Source organism: Chryseobacterium sp. MFBS3-17 (assembly GCF_020687745.1).
Lineage (GTDB): Bacteria > Bacteroidota > Bacteroidia > Flavobacteriales > Weeksellaceae > Marnyiella.
The window spans coordinates 165,144-188,824 of the sequence record NZ_JAJEWK010000006.1; the positions used below are offsets into that span (position 1 = coordinate 165,144).

23 protein-coding genes, 1 tRNA gene and 1 pseudogene are annotated in these 23,681 nt (G+C 41.9%); 11 read left to right on the forward strand and 14 right to left on the reverse strand.

The window, feature by feature from the left end:
* Positions 1 to 45: 45 nt before the first annotated feature.
* The 5 genes from LKO26_RS04335 (at position 46) to LKO26_RS04355 (ending at position 6,624) form a co-directional block, all read left to right on the forward strand.
* The gene (locus tag LKO26_RS04335; protein WP_227586618.1) at positions 46 to 1,401 is read left to right on the forward strand and encodes an alpha-amylase family glycosyl hydrolase; all 1,356 of its coding nucleotides are present in this window, start codon (positions 46 to 48) and stop codon (positions 1,399 to 1,401) included.
* An 8-nt stretch (positions 1,402 to 1,409) separates the two neighbouring features.
* Entirely contained in the window at positions 1,410 to 1,850 is a 441-nt protein-coding gene (locus tag LKO26_RS04340) for a GreA/GreB family elongation factor (protein ID WP_227586619.1), read from the forward strand.
* A gap of 34 nt (positions 1,851 to 1,884) precedes the next feature.
* Positions 1,885 to 2,679, forward strand: a complete 795-nt coding sequence (locus tag LKO26_RS04345) for a thymidylate synthase (protein WP_227586620.1) — start codon at positions 1,885 to 1,887, stop codon at positions 2,677 to 2,679.
* Positions 2,680 to 2,754: 75 nt separating this feature from the next.
* The gene (locus LKO26_RS04350) at positions 2,755 to 4,071 is read left to right on the forward strand and encodes a serine hydrolase domain-containing protein (protein WP_227586621.1); all 1,317 of its coding nucleotides are present in this window, start codon (positions 2,755 to 2,757) and stop codon (positions 4,069 to 4,071) included.
* Positions 4,072 to 4,113: 42 nt separating this feature from the next.
* Positions 4,114 to 6,624 (forward strand): M1 family metallopeptidase, encoded by a 2,511-nt coding sequence (locus LKO26_RS04355; protein WP_227586622.1) that lies wholly within the window; start codon positions 4,114 to 4,116, stop codon positions 6,622 to 6,624.
* 183 nt (positions 6,625 to 6,807) lie between these two features.
* On the opposite strand, the gene LKO26_RS04360 is transcribed toward LKO26_RS04355, so the two are convergent.
* Entirely contained in the window at positions 6,808 to 7,788 is a 981-nt protein-coding gene (locus LKO26_RS04360; protein ID WP_227586623.1) for a PLP-dependent cysteine synthase family protein, read from the reverse strand.
* Positions 7,789 to 7,893: 105 nt separating this feature from the next.
* Positions 7,894 to 9,123 (reverse strand): ABC transporter permease, encoded by a 1,230-nt coding sequence (locus tag LKO26_RS04365; protein WP_227586624.1) that lies wholly within the window; start codon positions 9,121 to 9,123, stop codon positions 7,894 to 7,896.
* A gap of 4 nt (positions 9,124 to 9,127) precedes the next feature.
* Here LKO26_RS04365 and LKO26_RS04370 point away from each other — a divergent pair, with 4 nt between their 5' ends.
* Both LKO26_RS04370 and LKO26_RS04375 read left to right on the forward strand, forming a co-directional pair.
* Complete coding sequence (locus LKO26_RS04370; protein WP_227586625.1) at positions 9,128 to 10,321, forward strand: exo-beta-N-acetylmuramidase NamZ domain-containing protein; 1,194 nt, start codon at positions 9,128 to 9,130, stop codon at positions 10,319 to 10,321.
* A gap of 18 nt (positions 10,322 to 10,339) precedes the next feature.
* Complete coding sequence (locus LKO26_RS04375) at positions 10,340 to 11,491, forward strand: hypothetical protein (RefSeq protein WP_227586626.1); 1,152 nt, start codon at positions 10,340 to 10,342, stop codon at positions 11,489 to 11,491.
* On the opposite strand, the gene LKO26_RS04380 is transcribed toward LKO26_RS04375, so the two are convergent.
* The 9 genes from LKO26_RS04380 to LKO26_RS04420 form a co-directional block, all read right to left on the reverse strand.
* On the reverse strand, positions 11,492 to 11,695 hold the full coding sequence (locus LKO26_RS04380) for a hypothetical protein (RefSeq protein ID WP_227586627.1): 204 nt from the start codon (positions 11,693 to 11,695) through the stop codon (positions 11,492 to 11,494).
* The gene (locus tag LKO26_RS04385; protein ID WP_227586628.1) at positions 11,692 to 12,315 is read right to left on the reverse strand and encodes a DUF3575 domain-containing protein; all 624 of its coding nucleotides are present in this window, start codon (positions 12,313 to 12,315) and stop codon (positions 11,692 to 11,694) included. Before LKO26_RS04385 ends, LKO26_RS04380 begins: the two co-directional genes overlap by 4 nt.
* Positions 12,316 to 12,317: 2 nt before the next feature.
* On the reverse strand, positions 12,318 to 13,490 hold the full coding sequence (locus tag LKO26_RS04390) for a thioredoxin family protein (protein WP_227586629.1): 1,173 nt from the start codon (positions 13,488 to 13,490) through the stop codon (positions 12,318 to 12,320).
* Positions 13,491 to 13,905: 415 nt separating this feature from the next.
* On the reverse strand, positions 13,906 to 14,391 hold the full coding sequence (locus tag LKO26_RS04395) for a hypothetical protein (RefSeq protein WP_227586630.1): 486 nt from the start codon (positions 14,389 to 14,391) through the stop codon (positions 13,906 to 13,908).
* Between the two features lie 18 nt (positions 14,392 to 14,409).
* Complete coding sequence (locus LKO26_RS04400; protein WP_227586631.1) at positions 14,410 to 15,270, reverse strand: hypothetical protein; 861 nt, start codon at positions 15,268 to 15,270, stop codon at positions 14,410 to 14,412.
* Positions 15,271 to 15,281: 11 nt separating this feature from the next.
* Positions 15,282 to 15,701 (reverse strand): hypothetical protein, encoded by a 420-nt coding sequence (locus tag LKO26_RS04405; protein WP_227586632.1) that lies wholly within the window; start codon positions 15,699 to 15,701, stop codon positions 15,282 to 15,284.
* A gap of 130 nt (positions 15,702 to 15,831) precedes the next feature.
* On the reverse strand, positions 15,832 to 16,950 hold the full coding sequence (locus LKO26_RS04410; protein WP_227586633.1) for a hypothetical protein: 1,119 nt from the start codon (positions 16,948 to 16,950) through the stop codon (positions 15,832 to 15,834).
* 6 nt (positions 16,951 to 16,956) lie between these two features.
* On the reverse strand, positions 16,957 to 17,358 hold the full coding sequence (locus LKO26_RS04415; protein ID WP_227586634.1) for a hypothetical protein: 402 nt from the start codon (positions 17,356 to 17,358) through the stop codon (positions 16,957 to 16,959).
* 12 nt (positions 17,359 to 17,370) lie between these two features.
* Positions 17,371 to 18,393 carry a hypothetical protein gene (locus LKO26_RS04420; RefSeq protein ID WP_227586635.1) on the reverse strand — a complete coding sequence of 341 codons (1,023 nt, stop codon included), beginning with the start codon at positions 18,391 to 18,393 and terminating at the stop codon, positions 17,371 to 17,373.
* Between the two features lie 129 nt (positions 18,394 to 18,522).
* Here LKO26_RS04420 and LKO26_RS04425 point away from each other — a divergent pair, with 129 nt between their 5' ends.
* The 4 genes and pseudogenes from LKO26_RS04425 (at position 18,523) to LKO26_RS04440 (ending at position 20,839) form a co-directional block, all read left to right on the forward strand.
* Complete coding sequence (locus LKO26_RS04425; RefSeq protein ID WP_227586636.1) at positions 18,523 to 18,687, forward strand: hypothetical protein; 165 nt, start codon at positions 18,523 to 18,525, stop codon at positions 18,685 to 18,687.
* Positions 18,645 to 19,043, forward strand: a pseudogene (locus tag LKO26_RS04430) (site-specific integrase); the annotation flags it as partial. The gene LKO26_RS04425 and the pseudogene LKO26_RS04430, both read left to right, overlap by 43 nt.
* A 96-nt stretch (positions 19,044 to 19,139) precedes the next feature.
* Positions 19,140 to 20,153 (forward strand): OmpA family protein, encoded by a 1,014-nt coding sequence (locus LKO26_RS04435; protein ID WP_227586638.1) that lies wholly within the window; start codon positions 19,140 to 19,142, stop codon positions 20,151 to 20,153.
* Between the two features lie 8 nt (positions 20,154 to 20,161).
* Entirely contained in the window at positions 20,162 to 20,839 is a 678-nt protein-coding gene (locus tag LKO26_RS04440) for a hypothetical protein (protein WP_227586639.1), read from the forward strand.
* A 66-nt stretch (positions 20,840 to 20,905) separates the two neighbouring features.
* Here LKO26_RS04440 and LKO26_RS04445 read toward each other — a convergent pair whose 3' ends face one another.
* From LKO26_RS04445 to LKO26_RS04455, 3 genes are all read right to left on the reverse strand, one after another.
* Positions 20,906 to 21,406, reverse strand: a complete 501-nt coding sequence (locus LKO26_RS04445) for a TolB family protein (protein ID WP_227586640.1) — start codon at positions 21,404 to 21,406, stop codon at positions 20,906 to 20,908.
* A 268-nt stretch (positions 21,407 to 21,674) separates the two neighbouring features.
* Positions 21,675 to 21,747: transfer RNA gene (locus LKO26_RS04450), tRNA-Phe, on the reverse strand.
* A gap of 81 nt (positions 21,748 to 21,828) precedes the next feature.
* Positions 21,829 to 23,679, reverse strand: coding sequence for a lysophospholipid acyltransferase family protein (locus LKO26_RS04455; protein WP_227586641.1), 1,851 nt, complete (start codon positions 23,677 to 23,679; stop codon positions 21,829 to 21,831).
* Positions 23,680 to 23,681: the final 2 nt, after the last annotated feature.

A 23,681-nucleotide genomic window follows, 5' to 3' on the forward strand; every position in this document is an offset into this window, starting at 1 on the left:
TGGCCGGGATTCAAGCCAAATCATTAAGTTTGTAAAAATTTTAAAATGAAAAAAGGCATTTTTATCGCTTTGCTGGGTCTCGGAATTCTGGCAGCGTGCACCTCTCCTTCAAGAAAGAATACCATGAAATCACCCGAAGACTGGAAACATACCACCAATATTTACGAAGTTAACATCCGTCAGTACACCCCCGAAGGAACTTTCCGTGCTTTTGAGGCCCACCTGCCGCGTTTGCGGGATATGGGCGTGGAAACCCTATGGCTGATGCCGGTGACGCCCATTGCCCAGAAGAATAAAAAAGGGACACTGGGAAGTCAGTATGCCGCGCAGGATTATACCAGCATCAATCCGGAATTCGGGACCATGGAAGATTTTAAGCATCTGGTGAGCGAGGCTCACAAACTGGGCTTTAATGTCATCATAGACTGGGTGGCCAATCATACGGGCTGGGATCATACCTGGACCAGAACCAATCCGGATTTCTATCTGAAAGATCCGGAGACCAATGACTTTCAGATCGCCTCGGGCATGGATGATATTATAGAACTGGATTACAGCAATCCCAAAATGCGTGCGGCCATGATTGATGCCATGAAATTTTGGGTCCGGGAGACCAATATAGACGGTTTCCGCTGCGATCTCGCTGCATGGGTAGAAGTGGATTTCTGGGAAGAAGCGCGTCCGAAGGTTGAAGAACTGAAACCTTTGTTCTGGCTGGGTGAGTTTGATGAGCTGGACCAACCGGAATACGGCAAAGTATTCGATGCCAGCTATATCTGGAACTGGATGCACAAAACCCGGGATTTTAATGAAGGCAAAGCGTCACTGGCAGACCTTAAGTCATTGCTTCAGCGGTATTCTGACATTGGAGATGAGTCCATGCGTGCCTGGTTTACCTCTAATCATGATGAAAATACATGGAACGGTACCGAATACGAAAAGTATGGAATTTATGCCAGATCTCTGGCCGTATTTTCGGTGACCTGGAATGGGGTGCCTCTTATCTATAACGGGCAGGAGCTGCCACTGGAAAATAAAAGACTGGAATTTTTTGAAAAAGATCCCATTCCGTGGACAGAAAAAACGGATTTGCATGATTTCTATAAAACGCTGCTGAACTTAAAATCCACCAATTCCGCATTACGCGGCGGGGATCCGCAGGTGACTACATTTTTGGTAAAGACGACTGCAGATGACCAACTTCTGATTTACCTTCGCAAAAATGGCAAAGATGAGGTGCTCACCATCCTCAATATGTCTAAAGAGGCTGTGCAATTCAACATTACCGATGCACAGGTGGCCGGCACATTTAAAGATATTTTCACGAAATCGGAACGGGATTTTTCTGCAGATAAATCGTTCAGCCTGCAGCCTGGCGGCTATGCGGTATATGCTAAATAATGGTCCGTATGGATAAATCTGAATTGCTGAATCACGTCCGCAATCATTTAGATGCGAAAGCGGGCAAGTTACAGTCACTCATTCACGAAACCCGTATGTCCAACAATGATACGAAGTCGTCTATGGGCGATAAATACGAGACCGGACGTGAAATGCTGCAGCAGGAAATCAATCATCTGCAACTTCAGCTGAATGAAATACTGAGGCAGTGTGAATCCCTGAAAGGAATTACAGACAAGCCTTCAGCAGAAGCCGGCAGAGGGACATTGGTACAAACCGGACAAGGCTGGTTTTACATTGCAGTCTCTTTAGGTGAAATACGTTTTCAGGAGCATAAAATATTTGTAATTTCCGCTGAAAGTCCTTTGGCAATGGCCATGCTGGGGAAAAAACAGGGAGATCAGTTCTCCGTAAACGGAATCAGTCACCGGCTCTTATCAGTCATTTAATTTTCGTTAATTTGCATTTAGAAATTGCCCCCTCATGAAAAACTATTTGGATCTCCTTCAGCACATCAAAGACCACGGAACAGATAAAACCGACCGCACCGGTACCGGTACACGAAGTATTTTCGGGTATCAGCTCCGGTTCGATCTCAGCAAGGGATTTCCACTGGTAACGACTAAAAAAGTGCATCTGAAGTCCATTATTCACGAGCTTTTATGGTTCATTAAGGGCGATACCAATGTCAAATATCTCAATGATCACGGCGTGTCCATCTGGGATGAGTGGGCAGATGAACGGGGAGATCTGGGTCCTGTGTACGGCGCACAATGGCGCAGCTGGCGCGGGGCAGATAATCAGGTGGTAGATCAGTTCAGGGATGTAATAGAACAGATTAAAACCAATCCGGATTCCCGCCGTCTCATTGTTTCCGCCTGGAATGCTGCCGAGATTCCCAATATGGCACTGGCCCCCTGCCATGCGATGTTTCAGTTTTATGTAGCCGGTGGAAAATTGTCCCTGCAACTGTACCAGCGCAGCGCCGATGTTTTTCTGGGCGTTCCTTTTAATATTGCCAGCTACGCATTACTGCTGATGATGGTAGCCCAGGTCTGTGATCTGGAAGTGGGCGATTATGTACACAGTTTCGGCGATGTTCACATTTACAACAACCATTTCGAGCAGGTAGAAAGACAGCTGGCCCGCGATCCGCGTCCGCTTCCGGAAATGAAACTGAATCCGGATATCAGAAATATCTTTGATTTCACCTTTGAAGACTTCACGCTGGAAGGCTACGACCCGCATCCCGGAATCAAAGCGCCGGTGGCGGTGTAAAACTACTTTTGTTGCTGCTTTCTGTAACGATTATCTGCTTTTTAATACTTATTTTTGAAAGCTTAAGATTACGTTATGAAGAAAATGACCTCTGCACTCGCATTGTTTATGCTGATTTTTTCAGCGGCCCAGTCTTTTGATACCACCAAAATGAACGCCTTTATGAAGGCACTGGATGATCATCAGAAATTTATGGGAGCAGTGGCTGTAGCCAAAGACGGCAATGTCATCTACCAGAATGCCATTGGCTTTGCTGATGCAGAAACGCAGCTTAAGAACAAACCGGATACTAAATTCCGCATCGGCTCCATCAGCAAAACCTTTACTGCCGTATTGGTTCTGAAAGCCGCCGAAAATCAGAAACTCAGCCTGACCGATCCGCTTTCTAAATTTTTCCCCCAAGTGAAAAATTCAGAGAAAATAACCATCGAACAACTCCTGAATCACCGCAGCGGAATTTTTAATGTGACCAATCGCCCGGATTATCTGATGTGGAATCAGAAACCCGCCACAGAAGCGGAAATGGTAAACCGTATCGTGGAATCCGGCAGCGCTTCTGAGCCCGGAACAAAAACCGATTACAGCAATTCCAACTACATACTGCTTACCTATATCCTGGAAAAAGTTCACGGAAAGCCTTTTGCAAAAATCCTGGAGCAGCAGATTACCAAACCGCTGAAACTTAACAATACCTATTACGGGGGCAAGATTAACCCTGCAAAAAATGAGGCACATTCTTACAGCCTTTCTGGAACACTAACGAAAGAGAGCCAGACCGATATGTCTGTTCCTGCAGGAGCAGGAGCTCTGGTGTCCAGTACCCATGATCTTGTGAAATTTGCCGGCGCTTTGTTTGAGGGTAAACTGCTGAAACCTGAAACACTGGCAGCCATGATGAAGATGACTGACGGTTATGGCTACGGACTTTTTATGGTTCCCTTTAACGGCCATATCGGCTACGGACACAATGGCGGTATCGACGGGTTTCAGTCTGCTTTATACTACTTTGCGGACAGCAAAACTGCATTTGTAATGCTCTCCAACGGATCTATTTTTGATAATAACAAAATTTCCGTCGCTGCACTCAGCGGTGCTTACGGACAAGATATCACTGTTCCGGACTTTACATCGGTCAGTGTAAGCCAAGAAGATTTGCAGAAACTTACCGGTGTCTATGCGTCCGCTCAGATTCCTTTGAAAATAGAGGTTCGTGCCAAAGACGGCCAACTCTTTGCACAGGCCACCGGCCAAAACGAGTTTCCGCTGGATGCAAAAAGTGCCACGGTATTTGGTTTTGATACCGCCGGAATTGAACTCGTATTCAAACCGGAAAAAGGGGAAATGACTCTGAACCAGTCCGGCATGTCGTTTCTCTTTACCAAAGAAAAATAAGTCTGAAATTTCCATTTAGTTGCTTAATAATACAATCTCAATATGAAGAAACTCATTCTTTCCATCAGTTTACTGGGCATTCTTTTCACAGGTCAGATCGGTGCACAGACCGAGACCAGCGGAAGGGAAACCGTGTACAGGCAGTCTCATACCAAAACTACCGAACTGAAACATACCAAACTGAAGGTTAATTTTGACTATCAGAAAGAGCAGATGAACGGCGAAGCGTGGCTCACGGCTGCTCCCTATTTTTATCCTACAGATTCGCTGGTGCTGAACGCCAAAGCGATGTTGATTCATGAAGTATCCCTGGATAAAAACGGGTTGAAATCTCCCCTGAAATATGACTACACCCGTGATATTTTGAAAATTCATCTGGATAAAACCTATAACCGCAATCAGGATTACACGGTGTACATTAAATATACCGCCCGTCCCAATGAAGTAAAACAAGAGGGAAGCGCCGCCATTACCGATGCCAAAGGCCTCTATTTCATCAATGCTCAGGGAAAAGATCCCGATAAACCGACACAAATCTGGACTCAGGGAGAAACGGAATCCAGTTCGGTATGGTTTCCTACTATCGATAAACCCAATATGAAAACCACACAGGAAATTTATATGACGGTACCCGACAAATACGTCACGCTTTCCAACGGTTATCTGAAATCTTCAGTGAAGGAATCCGGCGGGCTGCGCACAGACCACTGGGTGCTGGACAAAAAACACGCCCCTTATCTCTTTTTTATGGGGGTGGGTGAGTATGCTGTTGTAAAAGACAAATGGAGAAATATTCCGGTGGATTATTATGTGGAAAAAGAATACGAGCCGTATGCGAAGGAAATTTTCGGGAACACCCCGGAAATGATTGAGTTCTTTTCCAAAATTCTGAAATACGATTATCCGTGGAATAAGTATGCCCAGATTACCGCCAGAGATTATGTAAGTGGTGCAATGGAAAATACCACAGCGGTTCTTCATATGGAACGGGCACAGCAGAAACCCGGTGATCTGATTGATGAAAACAAATGGGAAGATGTGATTGCCCACGAAGCTTTTCACCACTGGTTTGGCAATATTGTGACTGCTGAAAGCTGGAGCAATCTTACCGTAAACGAGTCTTTTGCCAATTATTCCGAATACCTGTGGAACGAACACAAGTATGGGAGAGATCATGCTGATTATACCCTGATGCGGGCCCGCGAAACCTATTTTCGTGATCCGCTGAATGTCTCCAAAGATCTGGTGCGTTTCCAGTATCATTCCCGTGAAGATATGTTTGATGGGGTTTCCTATAACAAAGGCGGATCTATTTTGCACATGTTGCGGCACTACCTGGGAGATGAAGCCTTCTACGGCGGACTTCATGATTATCTGAAGACCAATGAATACGGAACCGGCGAAGCACATCAGCTGAGACTCTCACTGGAAAAAGTCTCCGGAAAGGATCTGAACTGGTTCTTCAATCAATGGTTTTTTGGCAGCGGTCATCCGAAACTGTCTTATACAACGACTTATGAACCGGTGAAAAAAGAAGTGACGGTCACCATCAGCCAGACCCAGTCCGGAGCTAAATTTCAGTTTCCGCTGGCCATGGATCTTTATGAAAACGGGAAGCCCCTCAGAAAAAATGTCTGGGTAAATGCTCAGGATAAAAATTACTTTACATTCCCGGCGGGCAAAAATCCGGAATTCATCAATATCAATCCGGATGGACTGTTGCTGGGAGAGTTTACAGATCAGAAAACGCCCGAGCAGCTTTTCACCCAATATAGCCAGTCTAAAGAGTTTTACAGCCGCTATGGTGCTGTAGAGAAGGCTGCAGAAGATAAAACCGGCAATGCTGCCTCGCTGAAAGTGCTGACCGCAGCCTTGAAGGACAGCCATTTCAGAATCCGGATGAAAGCCCTCAGCGGACTGGATCTGACACGGCAGGATCATGCGAAGGCCACACTTAGCGAAGTAGAAAAGCTGGCATCTTCAGACCCGAAAACTTTGGTACAGTCGGCGGCAATTGCGGCACTGGCCAAAATGAAGGATAAGAAGTATATTCCGTTATTTGAGAAAGGAATGAATGCGGTATCCAATTCGGTGAAAGGGAGTTCACTACTGGGTCTGGCACAGGCCGATCCGTCAAAAGTTCCTGCAATGGCCGATAAAGTAGAGCTCGAGAATGCAGATGAGGAGCTGCTGAATCTGTTGCTCCCGGTTATTGTAAAAAATAAAATTGAAAAACAGATGCCTGCTATTGCGCAGATTGCTGCATTTTATCCGTTTGTGAAGTTTCAGGATCCTGCGCTGGGTGCGGTAGCAGAGGAAGGTTTCAACTGGATTATGAATTCGGATCATCTGAAAGCGACTCAGAATGTGACGCAGATTCTTACCCAGGTAAAAAGCCAGCTGGGTGATAATCCGCAGGCCAAAATGATGATTGTGCAAATGCTTCGCGATGGTCTGGCCAAAAAAATGGCCGTGCTGAAAGCCAACCCGTCGTCTACGACCATAAATATGCAGATAGACGCTATTAACCAGGCGATTGAAGCGTATAAATAAGACTTGAAAACAAGAATGAAAGCTGCCGCAGAAAGGCAGCTTTTTTTTTAGCGTGGCAACTTACAGTGGGGAAGCATAGTTGTACAGCGTTACAGTGATTTTTTGTGTTCATCACGCATCTGACGTCCATAAAAAAAGGAATTTCCGAAGAAACTCCTTTTAAAGATAATGAAGTGAGAGGTTTTACAACCATCCCATTTCCTCCATCCATTCATCGTTATAGATTTTTCCCACATACCGGGAACCGTGGTCATGCAGCAGTACGATAATGATGTCGTCCTTTTTAAACTGATCTTTCATTTGAACCAGGGCAGAAATGGCACTTCCGGCCGAATATCCGCAGAATATTCCTTCTTCTTTGGCAAGTTTGCGGGCATAGATGGCGCCGTCCTTATCGGTTACTTTTTCAAAGTGGTCAATGACATCCATGTCGTAGTTTTCCGGTAGAATATCTTCGCCGATGCCCTCTGTAATGTAGGTGTAGGCATTTTCCAGGTTTACCTCTCCGGTTTCATGGACTTCTTTCAGAATAGAACCATAAGTATCCACGCCGATTACCTGTATTTCCGGATTTTTTTCTTTAAAGAATTTTCCACAACCTGTGATGGTTCCTCCGGTGCCGGCACCCACCATGAAATGGGTCAGTTTTCCTTCGGTTTGTTCCCAGATTTCAGGTGCGGTTTGTTCGTAATGTGCCTGGCGGTTAGACAGATTGTCATACTGGTTTACATACCATGCATTGGGTGTTTCTTCGGTCAGGCGTTTTGCGGTCTGGTAATAGGAGCGCGGGTCGGTAGGCTTTACATCAGTTGGGCATACAATTACTTCGGCGCCCACAGCTCTCAGGATGTCGCATTTTTCTTTGGACTGCTTGGAGTTGGTTACGAAAATACATTTATAGCCTTTTACGATAGCGGCCAGTGCCAGACCCATACCGGTGTTGCCGGATGTTCCTTCTATAATGGTCCCGCCCGGTTTCAGCCGTCCGTCTTGTTCGGCATCCTCAATCATCTTCAGCGCCATACGGTCTTTTACGGAATTTCCGGGGTTGAAGGTTTCTACTTTGGCCAGTACCAGAGCAGGGAAGTCTTCTCCCAACACTTTGTTCAGTTTTACAAGCGGCGTGTTGCCGATGGTTTCCAGAATATTTTCTGCGTATTTCATTATTGTATATTTATGGTTCAGCAGTTTGCCTGTGCTTCCTGCCGTTTTGTTTTAAAAATTAAATTGTTCTTACTATTGCATGCATCTCAAACATTTTCCTGCTCATTAGTTATACTTGATCGATTTTACCGGTGAAATTTTGCTGATGAGATAACTTGGAAATATCAGTGCAAATGCAGAAATCAGAAGAATTCCTCCCGAAATCAGGAGTGGAATCATCGGATTCAGATCCACGGGTACTACACTTACGTAATAATTTTCAGGATTCAGGGTAATGATACCAAAGAAATGTTGCAGCGTAAGCAATCCCAGCCCGATGATATTTCCCAGAACAAGTCCCGGAATCATGATCAGCAGGGTATAGTTGATGAAAATCGCCCGGATTTGCCCGTTGTGTGCTCCCAGCGTTTTCAGTAATCCGATGGAATTGGTTCGCTCAATAATCAGAATCAGCAGCACCATAATGATGTTAATGACCACTACAATGAGCATAATGATGATGATGACTGCAATATTATTGTCAAAAATATTAATCCAGTCCACAATCTGGGGATAGCGGTCTGTCGCCTTTTCCACATAATTTTTAATGCCTACCAGCGCTTCTATTTCGGGGGTATCTTTGTCAATGTCATTTACATTTTTCAGGAATACATCAATGCCACCTACGGCATCCTTTTCCATATCCAGAATCCGCCGCACATGGTTGATGTCTCCTATAATAAACTGATCATCAATCATTTTGATATCTGTTTTATAGATTCCGGACACTTCAAATTTCCGGTAAATAATCCGGTCTTCGCCGCGGGAAAAAACAGCTACGATGCTGTCTTTGGTTTTCAGGTGCAGGTCCTGGGCAATTTTTTCAGACAAAACCACGCCGCTGTTGTAACCCTCTTCGGTGATTTTTGGGGTGCTCCCTTCGGTCAGAAATTTTTCAAAGCGCTCGTGGTCAAAATCTTTACCGACACCTTTGAAGATGATTCCTGCGAAATCGTGCTCATTTCTGAGGATTCCGGTTGCCGTGGCATAATTCTGGATTTTGGCTACATCCGGAAGTGCACTGATCTGTTTGGTCTTTAGACCCTGTTTGTCCAGCACAGAGGAATCATAGGAAGAATTGGATCTTTTGGATTTGATGTTAATGTGCCCGTTGAAATCGGCCATCCGAAGTTTAATGGCTTCTTTGGATCCGAAACCTACAGACACCGTAATGAGCGAAACAATGACACCCAGAGCCACAGACAGCCTTCCGATGAAGATGATAATCCGTGAGAGATTATTTTTGTTATCTTTGGAAAAAGCTATTTTTTTAGAAAAATATATTGGAAATTTCAAGCCTATGGATTTAAATGCCAAAATTAAAGATTTACTTTTTATTTGCCTAATCTTTTTAGGAATAACCCAACTCAGTGCACATGAAAATCAACACGAAGGTTTCCTTACCGGTGCAGACCAGCCAGAGTTGTATCTTCCGCTCCTGAAGGGCAAAACCATAGGGGTGGTGACCAATCAGACCGGTTTGTTAAAGGACCGGACCCATCTTGTCGATTTTCTGGTGAAGAATAAGATACAAATCAAAACCATTTTTGCTCCGGAACATGGCTTCCGTGGTGAGGCAGATGCCGGCGAGCATGTAAAAAACGGGGTAGACACCAAAACGGGAATTCCCATTGTTTCCCTGTATGGCAGTAATAAAAAACCTACGGCAGCACAGCTGAAGGGGCTGGATCTGGTACTGTTTGATATTCAGGATGTAGGCGTGCGTTTCTATACCTATATTTCCACACTCACCTATGTGATGGAAGCAGGTGCGGAGAATCATGTGGAAGTAGTGGTGCTGGACAGGCCCAATCCGCACGATGGCTATACCGACGGCCCGGTGCTGAAATCCGGCTTTACTTCTTTTGTAGGCATGCATAAAGTACCTGTGGTATACGGACTTACCATAGGTGAATACGGAAAAATGGTCAATGGTGAAAAGTGGCTGAAGAACGGGGTGCAGGCTCAGTACACGGTAATTCCGATGAAAGATTACCATAAAAACAAGCGCTACGGCATGCTGGAAAGACCTTCGCCCAACCTACCGAATGATTTGTCGGTCAATCTGTATCCGAGCCTTTGTTTCTTTGAAGGAACCCAGGTGTCGGTAGGGCGGGGAACTGCTTTGCCGTTTCAGATTTATGGTTCACCCTGGACCCGGGATTTGCCTTATCAGTTTACTCCGAAACCTACCGCAGGCGCCAAGGATCCTTTCCTGAACGGTAAATTGTGCTACGGCGAAAACTTATCCCGGCACAAAGGTGATTTGCGCCAATTGGATCTGGGATATTTGCTGAATGCTTATGCCCATTATAAAAATCCACAGCAGAATTTCTTCCTGAAAAATCTGTTTTTTGATAAACTTGCGGGAACCGACGCATTGCGGAAGCAGATTGTTGCCGGGAAATCTGAATATGAAATCCGGAATTCCTGGAAAAAGGATCTGCAGGACTTTGAGAAAATCAGGGTAAAATACGTCATCTATCCGCATTAATAGTTAAAACTGACTATCATGAGATTTTTAGCTGCCTTTATTCTGTTTCTGATTTCAACGGTTGTTTCCGGCCAGAACGGATTCAGCGTGGGGCATATTGAACCCAAACAGTTTTATGAAGAAATTCCGTTCGAGTCTGCCAGTGGATTGCCATTGGTAAAAGTCATATACGAGGGTGCCGAACGGGTGTTTCTCTTTGATACAGGTGCGCAGAATGTTCTATTTGAAGAGCCGCAAAATGCAAAAAACGAGCAGCGTGCACGTATTGAAGATTCCAATCTCAATTCCCGGGAGGCGAAACTGGTCCATCATCAAAGTTTCCGGCTGGGCAATATCCATTTTACGGAGCAGGCGTTTCTGGTCAGTACCGCAGAAGATAATTTCATGAAAGACTGTCTGCATATTTATGGAATCATTGGCAGTAATGCGGTGCGGAATGCCGCTGTAAAAATTGACTATTCACAGCAGAAGATCATCATTGCAGATGATGTGAAAAAGATTTCAACCGCCGGATTTTCGGATTATAAAATGGAAAAAACGGTAAAGCATGCTGTTTATCCTTATCTGACGCTAACCTATGATGCAGACAAGCGGGTAGAAGTGGCATACCTTATCGATACCGGTTTTACTTCAGGGATAGACCTGACCCCGAAAGCCTATGAGGTGCTGAAAGCCAATGGCGGCATCAGATCAGAAGAAAAAGGAACCGGGATTTCGGCGCTGGGTTTGTACGGGGCGAATCAGAATGCAGATTTGCTGCGGGTGACCACCGTACCGGTAAAAATAGGCAATGCAGTCATTGAAAATCATGTGATCCGGGTTTCTGAAAGTCAGGATTCCAAGCTGGGTTATGAAGTACTGAGATTGCTGGATCCAATCATTGACTTTAAGCGAAATAAAATTTATCTGAAAAACACGATAGGCCGGCCAGATTTTCCCGCCGAAGAACACATCAGCATCATTTATCGTGATGGCAAAACGGTGGTTTCTTCACTGTGGGGCTATCTGATGAATCAGGCAGCCGTAGGTGATGAAGTATTGGAAATCAACGGGCAACAACTGCAGGTGGCTTCTCTTTGTGATGTGATTTTGCAGCGACCCGTTAACGGGTGGAAGACGGTGAAACTGAAGTCTGCAGACGGAAAAGTGAAGGTGTTGCAGAGAAATTAATTAATCAAAATCATGATGCGTATCATCTTTGCGGTTGCGGTACACAAACCACATCCCGATGGTGAGTCCCATCACACCGGCTACAGCCGTCATCAGCGCACGCTGCATTTTATCTTCCGCCGGGTTGCCGATGTAATTCATCAGGAATAAAATCAGAAAAGTGATGGCAGCCACCACCAGATATTTGGTGCTTTTTATATTCATTTGAAAAGTTTATAAGAGATCATGAGGCCGCCGCGGTACGGAATCCATTCACCGCTGCGGTTCCATTTGCGCGTGGTTTCTTCATCATAGCGGATGTTCAGATATTTATGAAAACCCTGATAAAAAGATGCATTGTAGCCAATGCCCAGGTAAAAATCCAGGTTCAGACGTTCGTTTATTTGATGCTGATAACCGCCCACCGCACCGACCAGAAAGGAAAATCCGTCCTGATACAAATCGCGGGTGTTGTATACCGGAGAATTTTCAGTGAACTGATAAGGCATGTCGTTCCAGTAGTTCCATTTTTGCATAATGAACCGGGTGGCGGTTACATTGGCACCTACATACCATTTGCTAAAGGCTTCATCAAAATAATAACGGCCGTCTGCCCCCAGCATATACATTTGCGCATAATGCCCCAGAAATGATTTCCACGGCGACACAAAGAGATCCGCCTGTACCGTGTACTGCGGTGCAATCTGATATTCAATGCCTGCATTGAGCATTCCTACGGGAAGAAAGAGTGCGTTGGCTTTCAGGTAGAAATCCGGCGTTTCCTTTTCCTGCGCAGCGCAAAGGAAAAGGGATAAAAATGCAGATGTCAGCAGTAATTTCTTCAAAATTATTTCAGTTCCTCTAAAAGTTTTTCAGCGGCAATGGCATCGGCTTTGGCAGCTTTGGCCAAGTTGGCAGAAGCTTCAGCATATATCCTTGCTTCAGGCAGTTTTCCGGAACGCTGGTACAGTTTTGCCAGGATATAGGTATTTTCCGAAGTTTCCCTTTGCTGCACAGATTTTTCTGCCCACATTTCTGCGGTTTTCAGTGCCTTTTTATCGGTAGCTTTATCAGCAAATACCCATGCGGCTTTCAGCAGTTCGTTTTGGTCAAAGTTCTCACCACTTGCGTAGTATTCCAGTGCAGTTTTTTCGTAGGCCGGGTAGTTATCCGTTTGCTCGTAGTGGTTCAGTTTCAGCAGGTTCAGGGTACGCTTTGCGATTTCAGGCCCTACCAGCGCTTCGGCTTCTTTCAGGAAAAAAGCTTCTTTCACCGTCTTGGTTTGTGGGTCTATGGCATTTTGGGTCAGTTTCTGGAGTTTCAGATGATTGTCAAACTCTACAAAAGTCTGCTCCGGGAAATGCTGGCTCAGCGCCTGGCGGTTTTTCTGAAACACGGCATAGTTGGGATCATCCACAGATTTCACACAGAACAGCAGATAGTGAACTTCGTCTTTCGTGAATTCGGCAGATTTTTTATGCTGAAAATAACGTTCAGATGCTTTTTTAGCAAAATCATAGTCAGAAGTGGCATACAGTTTTATAATGTTGGTCAGGAATTCCGGATCTTTCTCGCCTTTGTCAAAACGTTCACGCATGGAGCCGATGTTGGCCAGGGCGGCATGTGCTTCCTTGCCCACTTCCAGAAAAGTACTTTCGGCCAGATAGCCGTAGTTGCGGGAGATCAGTTGGCCGTCACCATTCAGAAAAAGATAAGTAGGATAGGAGTTTACGCCGTATTTCTGAGCGATTTCACGACCTTCGCCCTTTTCCATGTCAAATTTCCCGTTTATAAAGGTGCTGTTATAATAATTCCCGACTGATTTCTGGGAAAACACATTTTTATCCATCAGTTTGCAGGGGCCGCACCACGAGGCCATGGCGTCTATGAAGACCAGTTTATTTTCTTTTTTCGCGTTGGCCAGAAGGTCCTGAAAGCCGCTCGTCTGAAATTGAATTCCATCCTGAGCTTGCATCAGAAAAGAGAAAAGCAGGCAAAAAATCAACCCTGTATTTTTCATGCTACATTCAAAATTTAAGCAACGAAGATAATCAATTTTTTTATTTTTTCAGGAGCACAGCGCATTTCCCGTTCGTTCACCCGGCCCACCTGCTCTCCGCTATTACTCCTCCAGCTGCCCCACGGTTGAAACCGTGGGGCAACTGTGCGGGGTAGCCGCTGCGATCAGGGCTATGTTGGGGTTTGGACTTTCGGGTGAGGGGAAGTGGATTTTGGGAATAGAAAAAGGCGAGTTGCCCCGCCTTGAATGTTTTCACAACGGAATAATCCTTATTGTGAATTGCTTTAAAAATTATTATTTCAAAGATAACAATTAATTCTATATAGACAAGAGTGTTGATGTTTTGTTTCGATTTTTTCCCTAATTTTAGGAATTAATAAAAAAACATGTTAACGATGAAATGAATACTTGGTCTTCAATTCTTTCTTGAACAAAGTCCAAAAGGAATCGCTCCCGCCATTTCCCATAAGGCTTTGTGATAAGTATAACCGATAGAATTTTCAGAGTCGTCTTTTTCATAGAATATTGCTGTTCTACATAAATATGCAATCTGATCTTTTGTCGGTTGTTTAGCTTCAGGCAAAAGATATTCAGCTTTTGGTTTTCCGGTGTTTTTATCAAACTCTACCATTCGGTCTGTAACGCCATCTTTCAGTGGGTAGACAATGTAATCATCCCCTATACCTTTCCAAAACAGTGCTTCTTTTACCGTGTAATCGCATTTTCCGTAATTTTCTTTCCATAGGACTTTGTTGTTTTCATCGGTTTTGGTTAAATACAAAGTTGCGTTTTCACAACTGAAAACAGTTTTAGTTTTGCCTGATGTTTCCAACACCGCCAACTGTTGTGCAGTTGCTGATAAACTCAAACAAACTGCAATAATATTTAATAGCCATTTCATGATTAAACTTTTTTACTGTTATTTATAACTTTCGGCTTTTTGCAGCCAGTTTTCTGAATGTTTACCACCGGCACGAACAATTGCATCATACACCGCTTGATATTCTATAAGCAAAGGCTCTGGTTTTGGGACTTGTCTATTGGCTTGATAAATTCTTTTTTGCACAAAATCCAAAACCGTTAATCCATCTTTTTCATCTATAAAATCAAAATCAACTTTGTAAGCAATGGCTAATTCCCGTACAAAACGAATCCCCGATGTATCCATGGCATGTTTGGCAACACTTAAATCATCGGTATCGCGAGTTCCTGTCGAGGGACAGCGCAGTTCTTTTTTATACTTATTCCAATAGCGTTGTACTTTTACTCTGCCTACTTCAGTTGGGTCAATTCTAGGTTTTGCACCGGCTAATTTCCATAAAGTGTTTTGGTAATTATAGCCTATGGACATTTCAGAAACGTCTTGTTCTGGTTTCATTAAGTCGATACAAAGTGGCGATACTGAAGTAGGGGTTGGCGCAGGCGCATTGGCAATCTCTTGTAAAATTTGTTGCAAATAAGTGATTTCCTTTCCTTTTTTAGTCAGCCATTGCTGTAAAAAATCAGCATCTTCCTGGCTGAGCTGGACTTTATCTTTCGGGTTCGAAGCGGTATATTTTTTAGGATTTGTATTTTTTACAAAATTTCGAGCTTCTGCACCGTTAGCCAAATTCATCATATCATAAAACAGTATCCATTCTTCGTAGGTGGTTTCGGTTTTAATGATAGCAGCCATTTCCAAAAAATATTCTGGCGTTATCAACGGATTAGGCTCTTTGGAATGGGCATATGCAGAATTCCAACCTAATAATAATGCAAATAGTAATAAAATATTTTTCATGTTTTTTACTTTTAATCTTTTTCAAAAGAACCCGTTTCTAAATAATTGACAATTTCGTCCACAGATGTATCAAAATAACCAGCTTTTTCTTCGTCGTATAAGTTTTTCCAATGCACAAAACCAAACTCGTAATCGGGTAATTCGCAGTGATCGTCTTTAAGTTGTGTGGTGCTGTTTCGCAAAGCGGCTTCGGCAATAGGAATATGCAATATTTCTTTTAATCCGTTAGGATGCTGAGGATTTTGAATATTCACATTGAGTATAGCAATATGAATAATATTTCCTACATGCGTATAGTGTTCTATTTTGGTAATTTTTATGGTAGATTCTTCCTCGCCAGGGCGGGTGTGGTAGTGCCATTCTTGTCCGACTTTGAACTCGGGTTGTGGTTTTTCTCTTTCGGTTTTTTTGAATAGATTGAAGAGGCTCATATTGTTTCGTTGTCGCTTTAAAATCCTTTCAGTGTTCCGAACGCTGAAAAGGTTAAAAACAAATAATTTCTTTATGTTGTTACCGAACTAAAAAGTTCATAGGGTAGTGGGGCGGGGGCTATTTTTTTATCTAACACCCGTTACAGCTATAAAAATGAACATACACTTCGTACCATTTATTTCTTTTGTATGTTTCCTCTTTAAGTTCCACACGAATCCTGCCTATTTTTTTCTTGTTTGCTTTTTCTATGGACAAAGGCGTATTGGGGGTAGTCAAATAAAAGTAAAACTCCATGTTGTTTTCCTTAATTCCCTCACGTATCAATCCATTATCAAGACTTTCTGTGAGTTCTTTAGCAATTTCATTATATTTTTGTTTTGCCAAATTATAATCTTTATCCATGAGAATTGTATATTTATAAAGTATCAGCCCCGAAGAATACACGACATTTGAGACAAAATTATTTGATTTTTCAATTTTTCGTTTTAGGGGTAACTCATAGTAATTGTTATTAATTTCATATTTAGTCTCCATAATTTCTTCATTTTTTGGTTTATCGAAAGTATTCATAACAGTAACACCGTACCGTTCACCAAATGATTCAACAAACTTCACCTGTCTATGAAAATCCTCTTCCACCAATTTCCCTTCGTAAGCTAAAACTGATTGCGGATATTTTTTGTAAAAGTCGTAGGGTTTTAAGGATTGGTACTCTTCCCAATGTCTTCTTGTTTCTGTTTCTGTTAATAATCCTTTGTGTACTTTATAAACATTTATGAGATGATACAATGCATCCAACAATTTTTTTCCGTCATTTTCGGTTTCAAAATAAAATGTAACCGGATAGCCAAATATCAATTTTTCCGCTCCGTTGCTATTTTCATCGTAAGTTATTCTTTTGTGTACAGATTCATAACCGTCAATAAAATAAATCACAACCCTATCATCTTTTAGTATCAAAGATTCAACTTTAGCCAAATCAAAATCCTCAAATATATAAAGTACATCTTGGTGATAATATCCAACTGAAGCTAAACTATTATGGCTATACACCTGAAAAGCATCTTTGTTTATATTGATAACACCTAAATCATAGTTGAATTTTACGGTTTTACCATTCATTTTTACCAATATTGCGGAAATAGTTTTTGAAAAATCATCTAATTTCTCATACGGTATCGGTTCTTTCTGCGCGAATGCAAAATGTGCTAGCGCCAGAAATAATAAGGTAAGTATTTTTGCTTTCATGATTTCTTATTTTTCAAATTCTATAAACGCTATAAATTTAACAAGTCCTGTACAGCTACGCACTCGGTTCGGAAATCCTTCTTGTTTATTGGTGATTTTGGGAGTTTTGTAGTACCATCCAAATCTTACCAATTTGGCATAACGATTTTCGTACAATTTATCTTTTATCCACTTTTGGGCAGCTTCATCGGTATTGGAAACTAATCTTTTTTTATCCCCACACGAGCTTACGCCTTTCCAAAAAGCAGATAATTCTGATTCTATTCTTAGTACTTTATTAGGATCTATATCTACGTCTTTATAGCTTAGAGATTTTTCCAGATACATTTTATCGTCTAATAATGTCTCCTGCCCAAAAGCCATCCCCGCAAAAACAAGTAATATTATGGTAAATAATGTTGTTTTCATGATTTTATGGATTTAGTTGTTAAATGTTTTGAATTTTTTATCCCGTAAATCAAAATATAAATCATATCCTGATTTATAATAAAGTATAGCCAAAATATTCTCTTGACCAACATTATCTATTTCCGTTTGATTTTTACGTTCACTGATTCTATTTTTATACGGTAAAAATCCTGTTGTCTTTGGCCTAAATATTTCTTCAGAAGAATATTCCTTTTTAGTCTTAGCATCATAGACTATATATTTATAATAACTATCTCTGTATTTAGTTCCAAAATAACCATTCTTGATTTCAGAACTAGTATTGACAGGAACTATTAAAAGGAAGTAATTATTTCCACAATAAGACAAACTAATTATATCTCTTTCCAAAAATAATTTTTCTCCTTTTGAATTAATCAAATTATCAATACTCTGATAACCACTATTACTATTCGCTTGATAGCCAATATTTAATTTATTTGATATCATATAGACATTAGGAAGCATGTCTTCTTGCTGTACAGCATCGCCAGAAAAATAATAAGGAAAATCAGACAAATATGCATTTGTTACCGTAAGAATTGTGGCATTTGTTTTATCAACTAACATATATGAGTCTTCGTCTCCTTTAATTATTTTCAACCGTTCTTTTGTTGTCTTATTACTATTAGATGTAATTGAAGTCTTTTTTACATTTTCCTTTGTCGATGATGTAACCAATGTTGCATTTACCGGTTTGTTTTTTTCGTTTTGCTGTCTTTGTTTTTCGGCTGCTTCTTTGGCTTTGCGCTCGTTATCGGCTTTGGTTTTGGCTACTAAGGCATCAGCCCGTCTTTTATCTTCGGCTCGTTTTGCCTTGTCTTCTTTGTCTTTTTTTTCGGAACATACTTTGCAAACTTCATAAGCATTTACACGACCACCCACAGGAGTATTTTTAAATGTAGAATATTTGCATCCAATGGCTTTTACGTTATGCGATTGTGCATAGGTTTGTGTAAAAAGCCCCACAAACAAGAGTAACAAAGCTACCAATCCTAAATTTGTAATTGTTTTCATGATAAATTTTTTAAATGTTAATAGCTTTAACAAAATTAAATGTATTATTTTTTACAGGAAATAGCTACATATAGCTATGTAGTTAACGTTTTTGACACCAATTTCAAAACCTAAATACCTTTAAGTGAAATGGAAAAAATTAACAAACTCCGTGACATTTGGGAAAACATACCTAAAGGTGTAACCGAACAGATAGATCTTTCACAAAAAGAAGTTATCAATCATTACATAGATGTCTTTCATTTTGGAGATTACTTGTACGGAGGAAAAAGACAGCGACATCATCCAATGTAATGCTGTTGGATATTCCTAAAATGATTATCGAAAAGTATACAGGACTATCTAAGGACGGCAAGGTTTTTCCTGTTCCGTCTAACAGCTACTGCAACGATAGATTAAGTGCAATATCCGAACAAATCGACTGCCTTAAAGAAAAGAAAGTAACCTTTCATTTGGCACGACATACGTTTGCTACGTTGTTTTTGAGCGAGGGCGTTCCGTTGGAGAGTTTGAGGAAAATGTTAGGGCATAAAAACATTGCCACAACACAGATTTATGCAAAGATACTCAACGAGAAAGTTGGTAAGGATATGCAAAAGGTATCGCATAAATTCAAAGGTTTAGAACGCTCTTTTGTTTCGCAATTATGAAACCAATAAAGCGATTAAAGAAAGTTAATGCAGTTTTTGCATTGACTTTTTTTAGTATTTTAGCTACTTGGTAATATTTATAACATTGAATTGATTATGAAAAAGACTTTTTTAGCATTCTTAGTAGCTCAATTATTGTTCGCATGTAATAACAATAAAAATGAAGAGAAGCAAACGAGCAAACAAGAAACCATTGATGTGACAACAGAGAGTAGTGGTGAGGAGAGCCTTACTTCAAAAGATACTAAATTTGATATTAATACTATACCGATTTCCACAGAAGCCATTGGAGATTTCCCATTTTTTACCGCTCCCGAAGGTGCTAAATACATCAACAAACCAAAAGTAAAGGATTTTGATTTTATCGTATTCGTTACGCCTGACAGTATCTATGAAGTTGAAGGAAAAACTTTTAGATCCCACGTTCACAAAGACAGGGATAGCGATGTTGAAATAAGCGGGAGATATTTAAATAAAAGTTTTGAGGATGCGATTTTAAATGCTGGAGGATTAAAGGTTTTTGAAGGGAACTTAACAAAGGAACAGAAAGACAAATATAAGGAACTTGCCACCTATGCAGGAAGCAATGGTAGCTTGGATGTTTGGAACGAGGTAGTTGCAATGTATGTGATCAGAAGAAATGATGGGAATGTTTATATTGCTATGGAAAAAGGTGGAGGGAGCAGTACTTCCATACAAATTGTACAGGAAAAAGCTTTTAAGCAAACCATAAAGAAAATCACGTCAGACGATATTGTAAAAGACTTAAACGAGAAAGGTAAATCGATTCTTTATATCAATTTTGACATAGATAAATCCGACATTAAGCCTGATGGAAAAGAAGTAGTAGACCAAATCGCGAAAGCATTGCAACAGGACGCTTCTTTAAAAATTGCTATCGAAGGGCATACCGATAATACCGGTGATGCGGCACATAATAAAAAACTTTCCGACAATAGAGCAAACGCTGTTATGCAATTTTTAATCACCGCAGGGATAGATAAATCCCGTTTGACCGCTAAAGGATTTGGAGCAGAAAAACCCTTGCTTGCCAATGATTCGGAGGAAAACAAAGCCAAAAACAGAAGAGTAGAACTTGTAAAACTTTGATAAATATTATGAATGTTCAAAGCAGTAAATATACTATGATACCAACAATCTTTACCAGACTTAACAAGCTATTGGTTTTGTCATTTTCGTTAGTGGTACTTACACTACTGTGTGCTTGTAGTACGAATGACGATAAAGAGCCAACAGAAACATCAGGTTCGGATGTTCGGTTGAAACATCTTGTTACTGCTAATCAAGTTGCAAACTTGCTTGGAGAACATATGCAGGGATACGAGATACAGGGAGAAGGTAATTTCACAAATGAAGGAAATTATCCGGCAATACCGCATATCTATTATTATACAGTCAATTTTAAAAAAGACATTAATGATTATGTATATGGTTGGCGTTCCATCAAGGCACAGACTGGAATGGGAAAAGATACAAAGGATGAGATATTGGCAATGTTCTCCGATATGGAGGAAGTTGCTGATGGAAGATTAGGGAAAGCGCCTTATGAGAACGTATTTGCCCTGCGTTACAGGAATAATGAAAAAGGTGATTGGCGGTACGAGCTGTACATTAGGCTTGCCCATATCAATAATCAGGACAACCAAGTGATTGCATTGTCCGGAACTTTTGGCCCCGCTTCAAATCCTGAACATGAAGCAATCGCTCCAGAACCGATGAACAGTCATGATGCGGTGTCAGCTATGTTGGCTTTGGTCGAACCTGTGTCCAATTAAAAAACTATTGTTGTCGCCATACTGTTGTCCCATTTGCCCGGACAATCGATGTTTCTCCGGTCGGTATTACGGAACTTCCGGGCCGGAATCCATATTGTATTTTTTGCCGTCTGCTGGGATAACCTTCAGGAACCAATGGCTGTTCCCGGATGCCGGTGCATGGAAATAATCCGAGCCGAGCAGTAAAAATTTATCATCAGGAGAAAATTCACCGAATGCTTCGTCTCCATTACTATCGGTAACCTGCACAAGGTTACTTCCATTAGCATCCATCAAAAAGATATGTTTATTGATATACATGCTGATTTTCTGTCCATTGTTGCTTATCCTTACATTTCCCCATTTTTCGTAATTCATCTCTTTCACCAACGTCAGGTTATTATAAGGTGGGGCAGATCTTAGAAGCTTGTTTTGAAAGCGAACCAAAATATTATTATCAGGCAACCAATACGCATCGTCGCTTGTTGAGAAGGGTTCATCTCCGATTCCGGTCATCTCATATTTGATATCACCATCCATATCCATAATGGTTATCCCATTATCAGCATCTGGAGCGACCAGAATCATCGAGTTGTCAAATGAAATTTTACCCGTATTTCTGGTGCTGTTCCCGTTGCGTGGAACGTACTCAAATGATTTGATAATTTGATCATTTGCCGTGTTGACAATGGTAAAGAGATTACGGTCATATGTCCCTGACTCTCTCGTGGAGACAATACGGAGTTATCCATCTCTGCTCAAATCCCAGCCCACCGTACTATAGGCGCTATAGGAAATTCACCCATCCTCACAAAAGTGATAAAAACCAAAAAAGCCCGAAAAATCGGGCTTTTTGTGGTTCCTCCAGGAATCGAACCAGGGACACACGGATTTTCAATCCGTTGCTCTACCAACTGAGCTAAGGAACCATTGCTTCGTTGTTTAAAGTGGTGCAAAAGTAATATGTTTTTCCTTACAATGCAAGCGTTTTCGGGAATTTTATGCGTTTTTTACTGAACCTCCTGATTTTCAACTTTATTATTTTCCTGCTCCTTGCGGATTTCCTCACTCAGTTCCTCCAGCACCGGCTTGATGGTGCTCTCCGGAAGGTCGCTGATGCGTATGTACATCAAACCGTCTATGGCATCATTGAAATTCGGATCTACATTAAATGCAACCACCTTCGCGTTTTGTTTGATGTATTTCTTAATCAGCACCGGCAGCCGCAGTTCGGGCTCCAGATCGTCTATGATTTTATCCAGTTTATTCAGGTCGGCCTGCAGATCGTCCAGAAAAATATGCTTATCCCGGTCCCGCAGCTTGATTTTAAACTCGTGCTTCGGGTGTATATACTGCGCCACAGCAGAATCGTAGTAATGGGAGCGCATGAATTCTATAATCAGCGATTTGGAAAAATCTGAAAATTTATCAGAAATACTCACGCCTCCCATCAGGAATTTGTGATCCGGATTCCGCAGGCATACATGTACAATTCCCCGCCAGAGCAAAAACAATGGCAGCGGTTTCATCTGATATTCCGGCAGGATATAAGCCCGCCCCATCTCAATGACTTTCCGGAAAAACGGATGCAGTTCCTGGTCAAATTCAAAAAGTGAACTGGTGTAGAACCCTGCTACGCCGTGCTTTTTCATAATTTCCTTGCCCAGCCCCATGCGGTAGGCACCTACCAGCTTGCCGGCTTCACTGTCCCACAGAAATAAATGGTAATAATGCTGGTCATATTCATCCAGATCATAGGGCAGATTGCTGCCTTCTCCAATCTGGCGGAAGGTGAGTTCGCGCTGCCGGCCTATTTCCCGCATGATGGAAGGGATTTCCTGATAACTGCAGAAATACACTTCGTAGTTTCCGTTGCAGAAAAACAGCTTGTCATGGGCTTTCAGGTATTCAATCTCTTTTTTCAGGTCTTCCTGCGGGGTTTCCTCTATGATGTTCTGAATGATATTAGCGTCTTTCAGCAGGGGGAATTTCAGGGAAAGATTGGGCAGTTTCAGAATGTCCGGCAGTGATTTTCTTCTTTCATAATAAGACTTCATCATGTACACCTTGCGCTTCAGAAATTCTCCCAGTTCTTCCAGATCTTCCTGGTCTGCAATTGCTTTCAGCGAGATGGGACGACCAATTCTGAGGCGTATGGGTTTCTCACGGCTGTGCATCATTTCAGACGGGAGGAGCAGGGTCTGTAAATTCGGATGAATTTTTGCCAGTCTGTAGAATTTTGCGCTGTTCTTGGCATGGAAATACATGGGCACCACGGGAACCTGTGCTTTTTTAATGAGTTTAATGGCAGTTCTTTCCCAGTTCCGGTCCATAATTTCACCGAACTTGTTATTTTTATTGGAAACCTCGCCGGCAGGAAAAATTCCCACGCAACCGCCGTTTTCCAGATGTTTCAGGGTTTCGCGCATTCCGGTGGCACTGTTGTGCAGCTCCTTGCGGCTTTCGAAAGGGTTTACCGAAATAACGTAAGGACTCATAGGTTCAATTTTAGACAACAGAAAATTGCCCATAATTTTGAAATCCGGTCTCAGCTCAGAAACGATTTTGGTCATCAGAATCCCGTCTATTGCGCCAAGCGGATGGTTGGCAACCAGGATGAACGGTCCTGTTTTCGGAATCTTCGCAAGGTCTTCTTCGAAAACCACATATTTTAGTTTGCGCTCGCGAATGAAAGACTCAAAAAAATCTGTACCTTTTTTGTCCCGGAGCTTGTTGTACAGATTATTTACCGCATTTACCCCTGCAAAATGCATGATGACCGAAGAAATCGGCTGTTTCAGAATTCCGAATTTGTGAAGTCCCGAAGCGTTGATGAAATCCTGTTTCGAAATTAAACTCATGA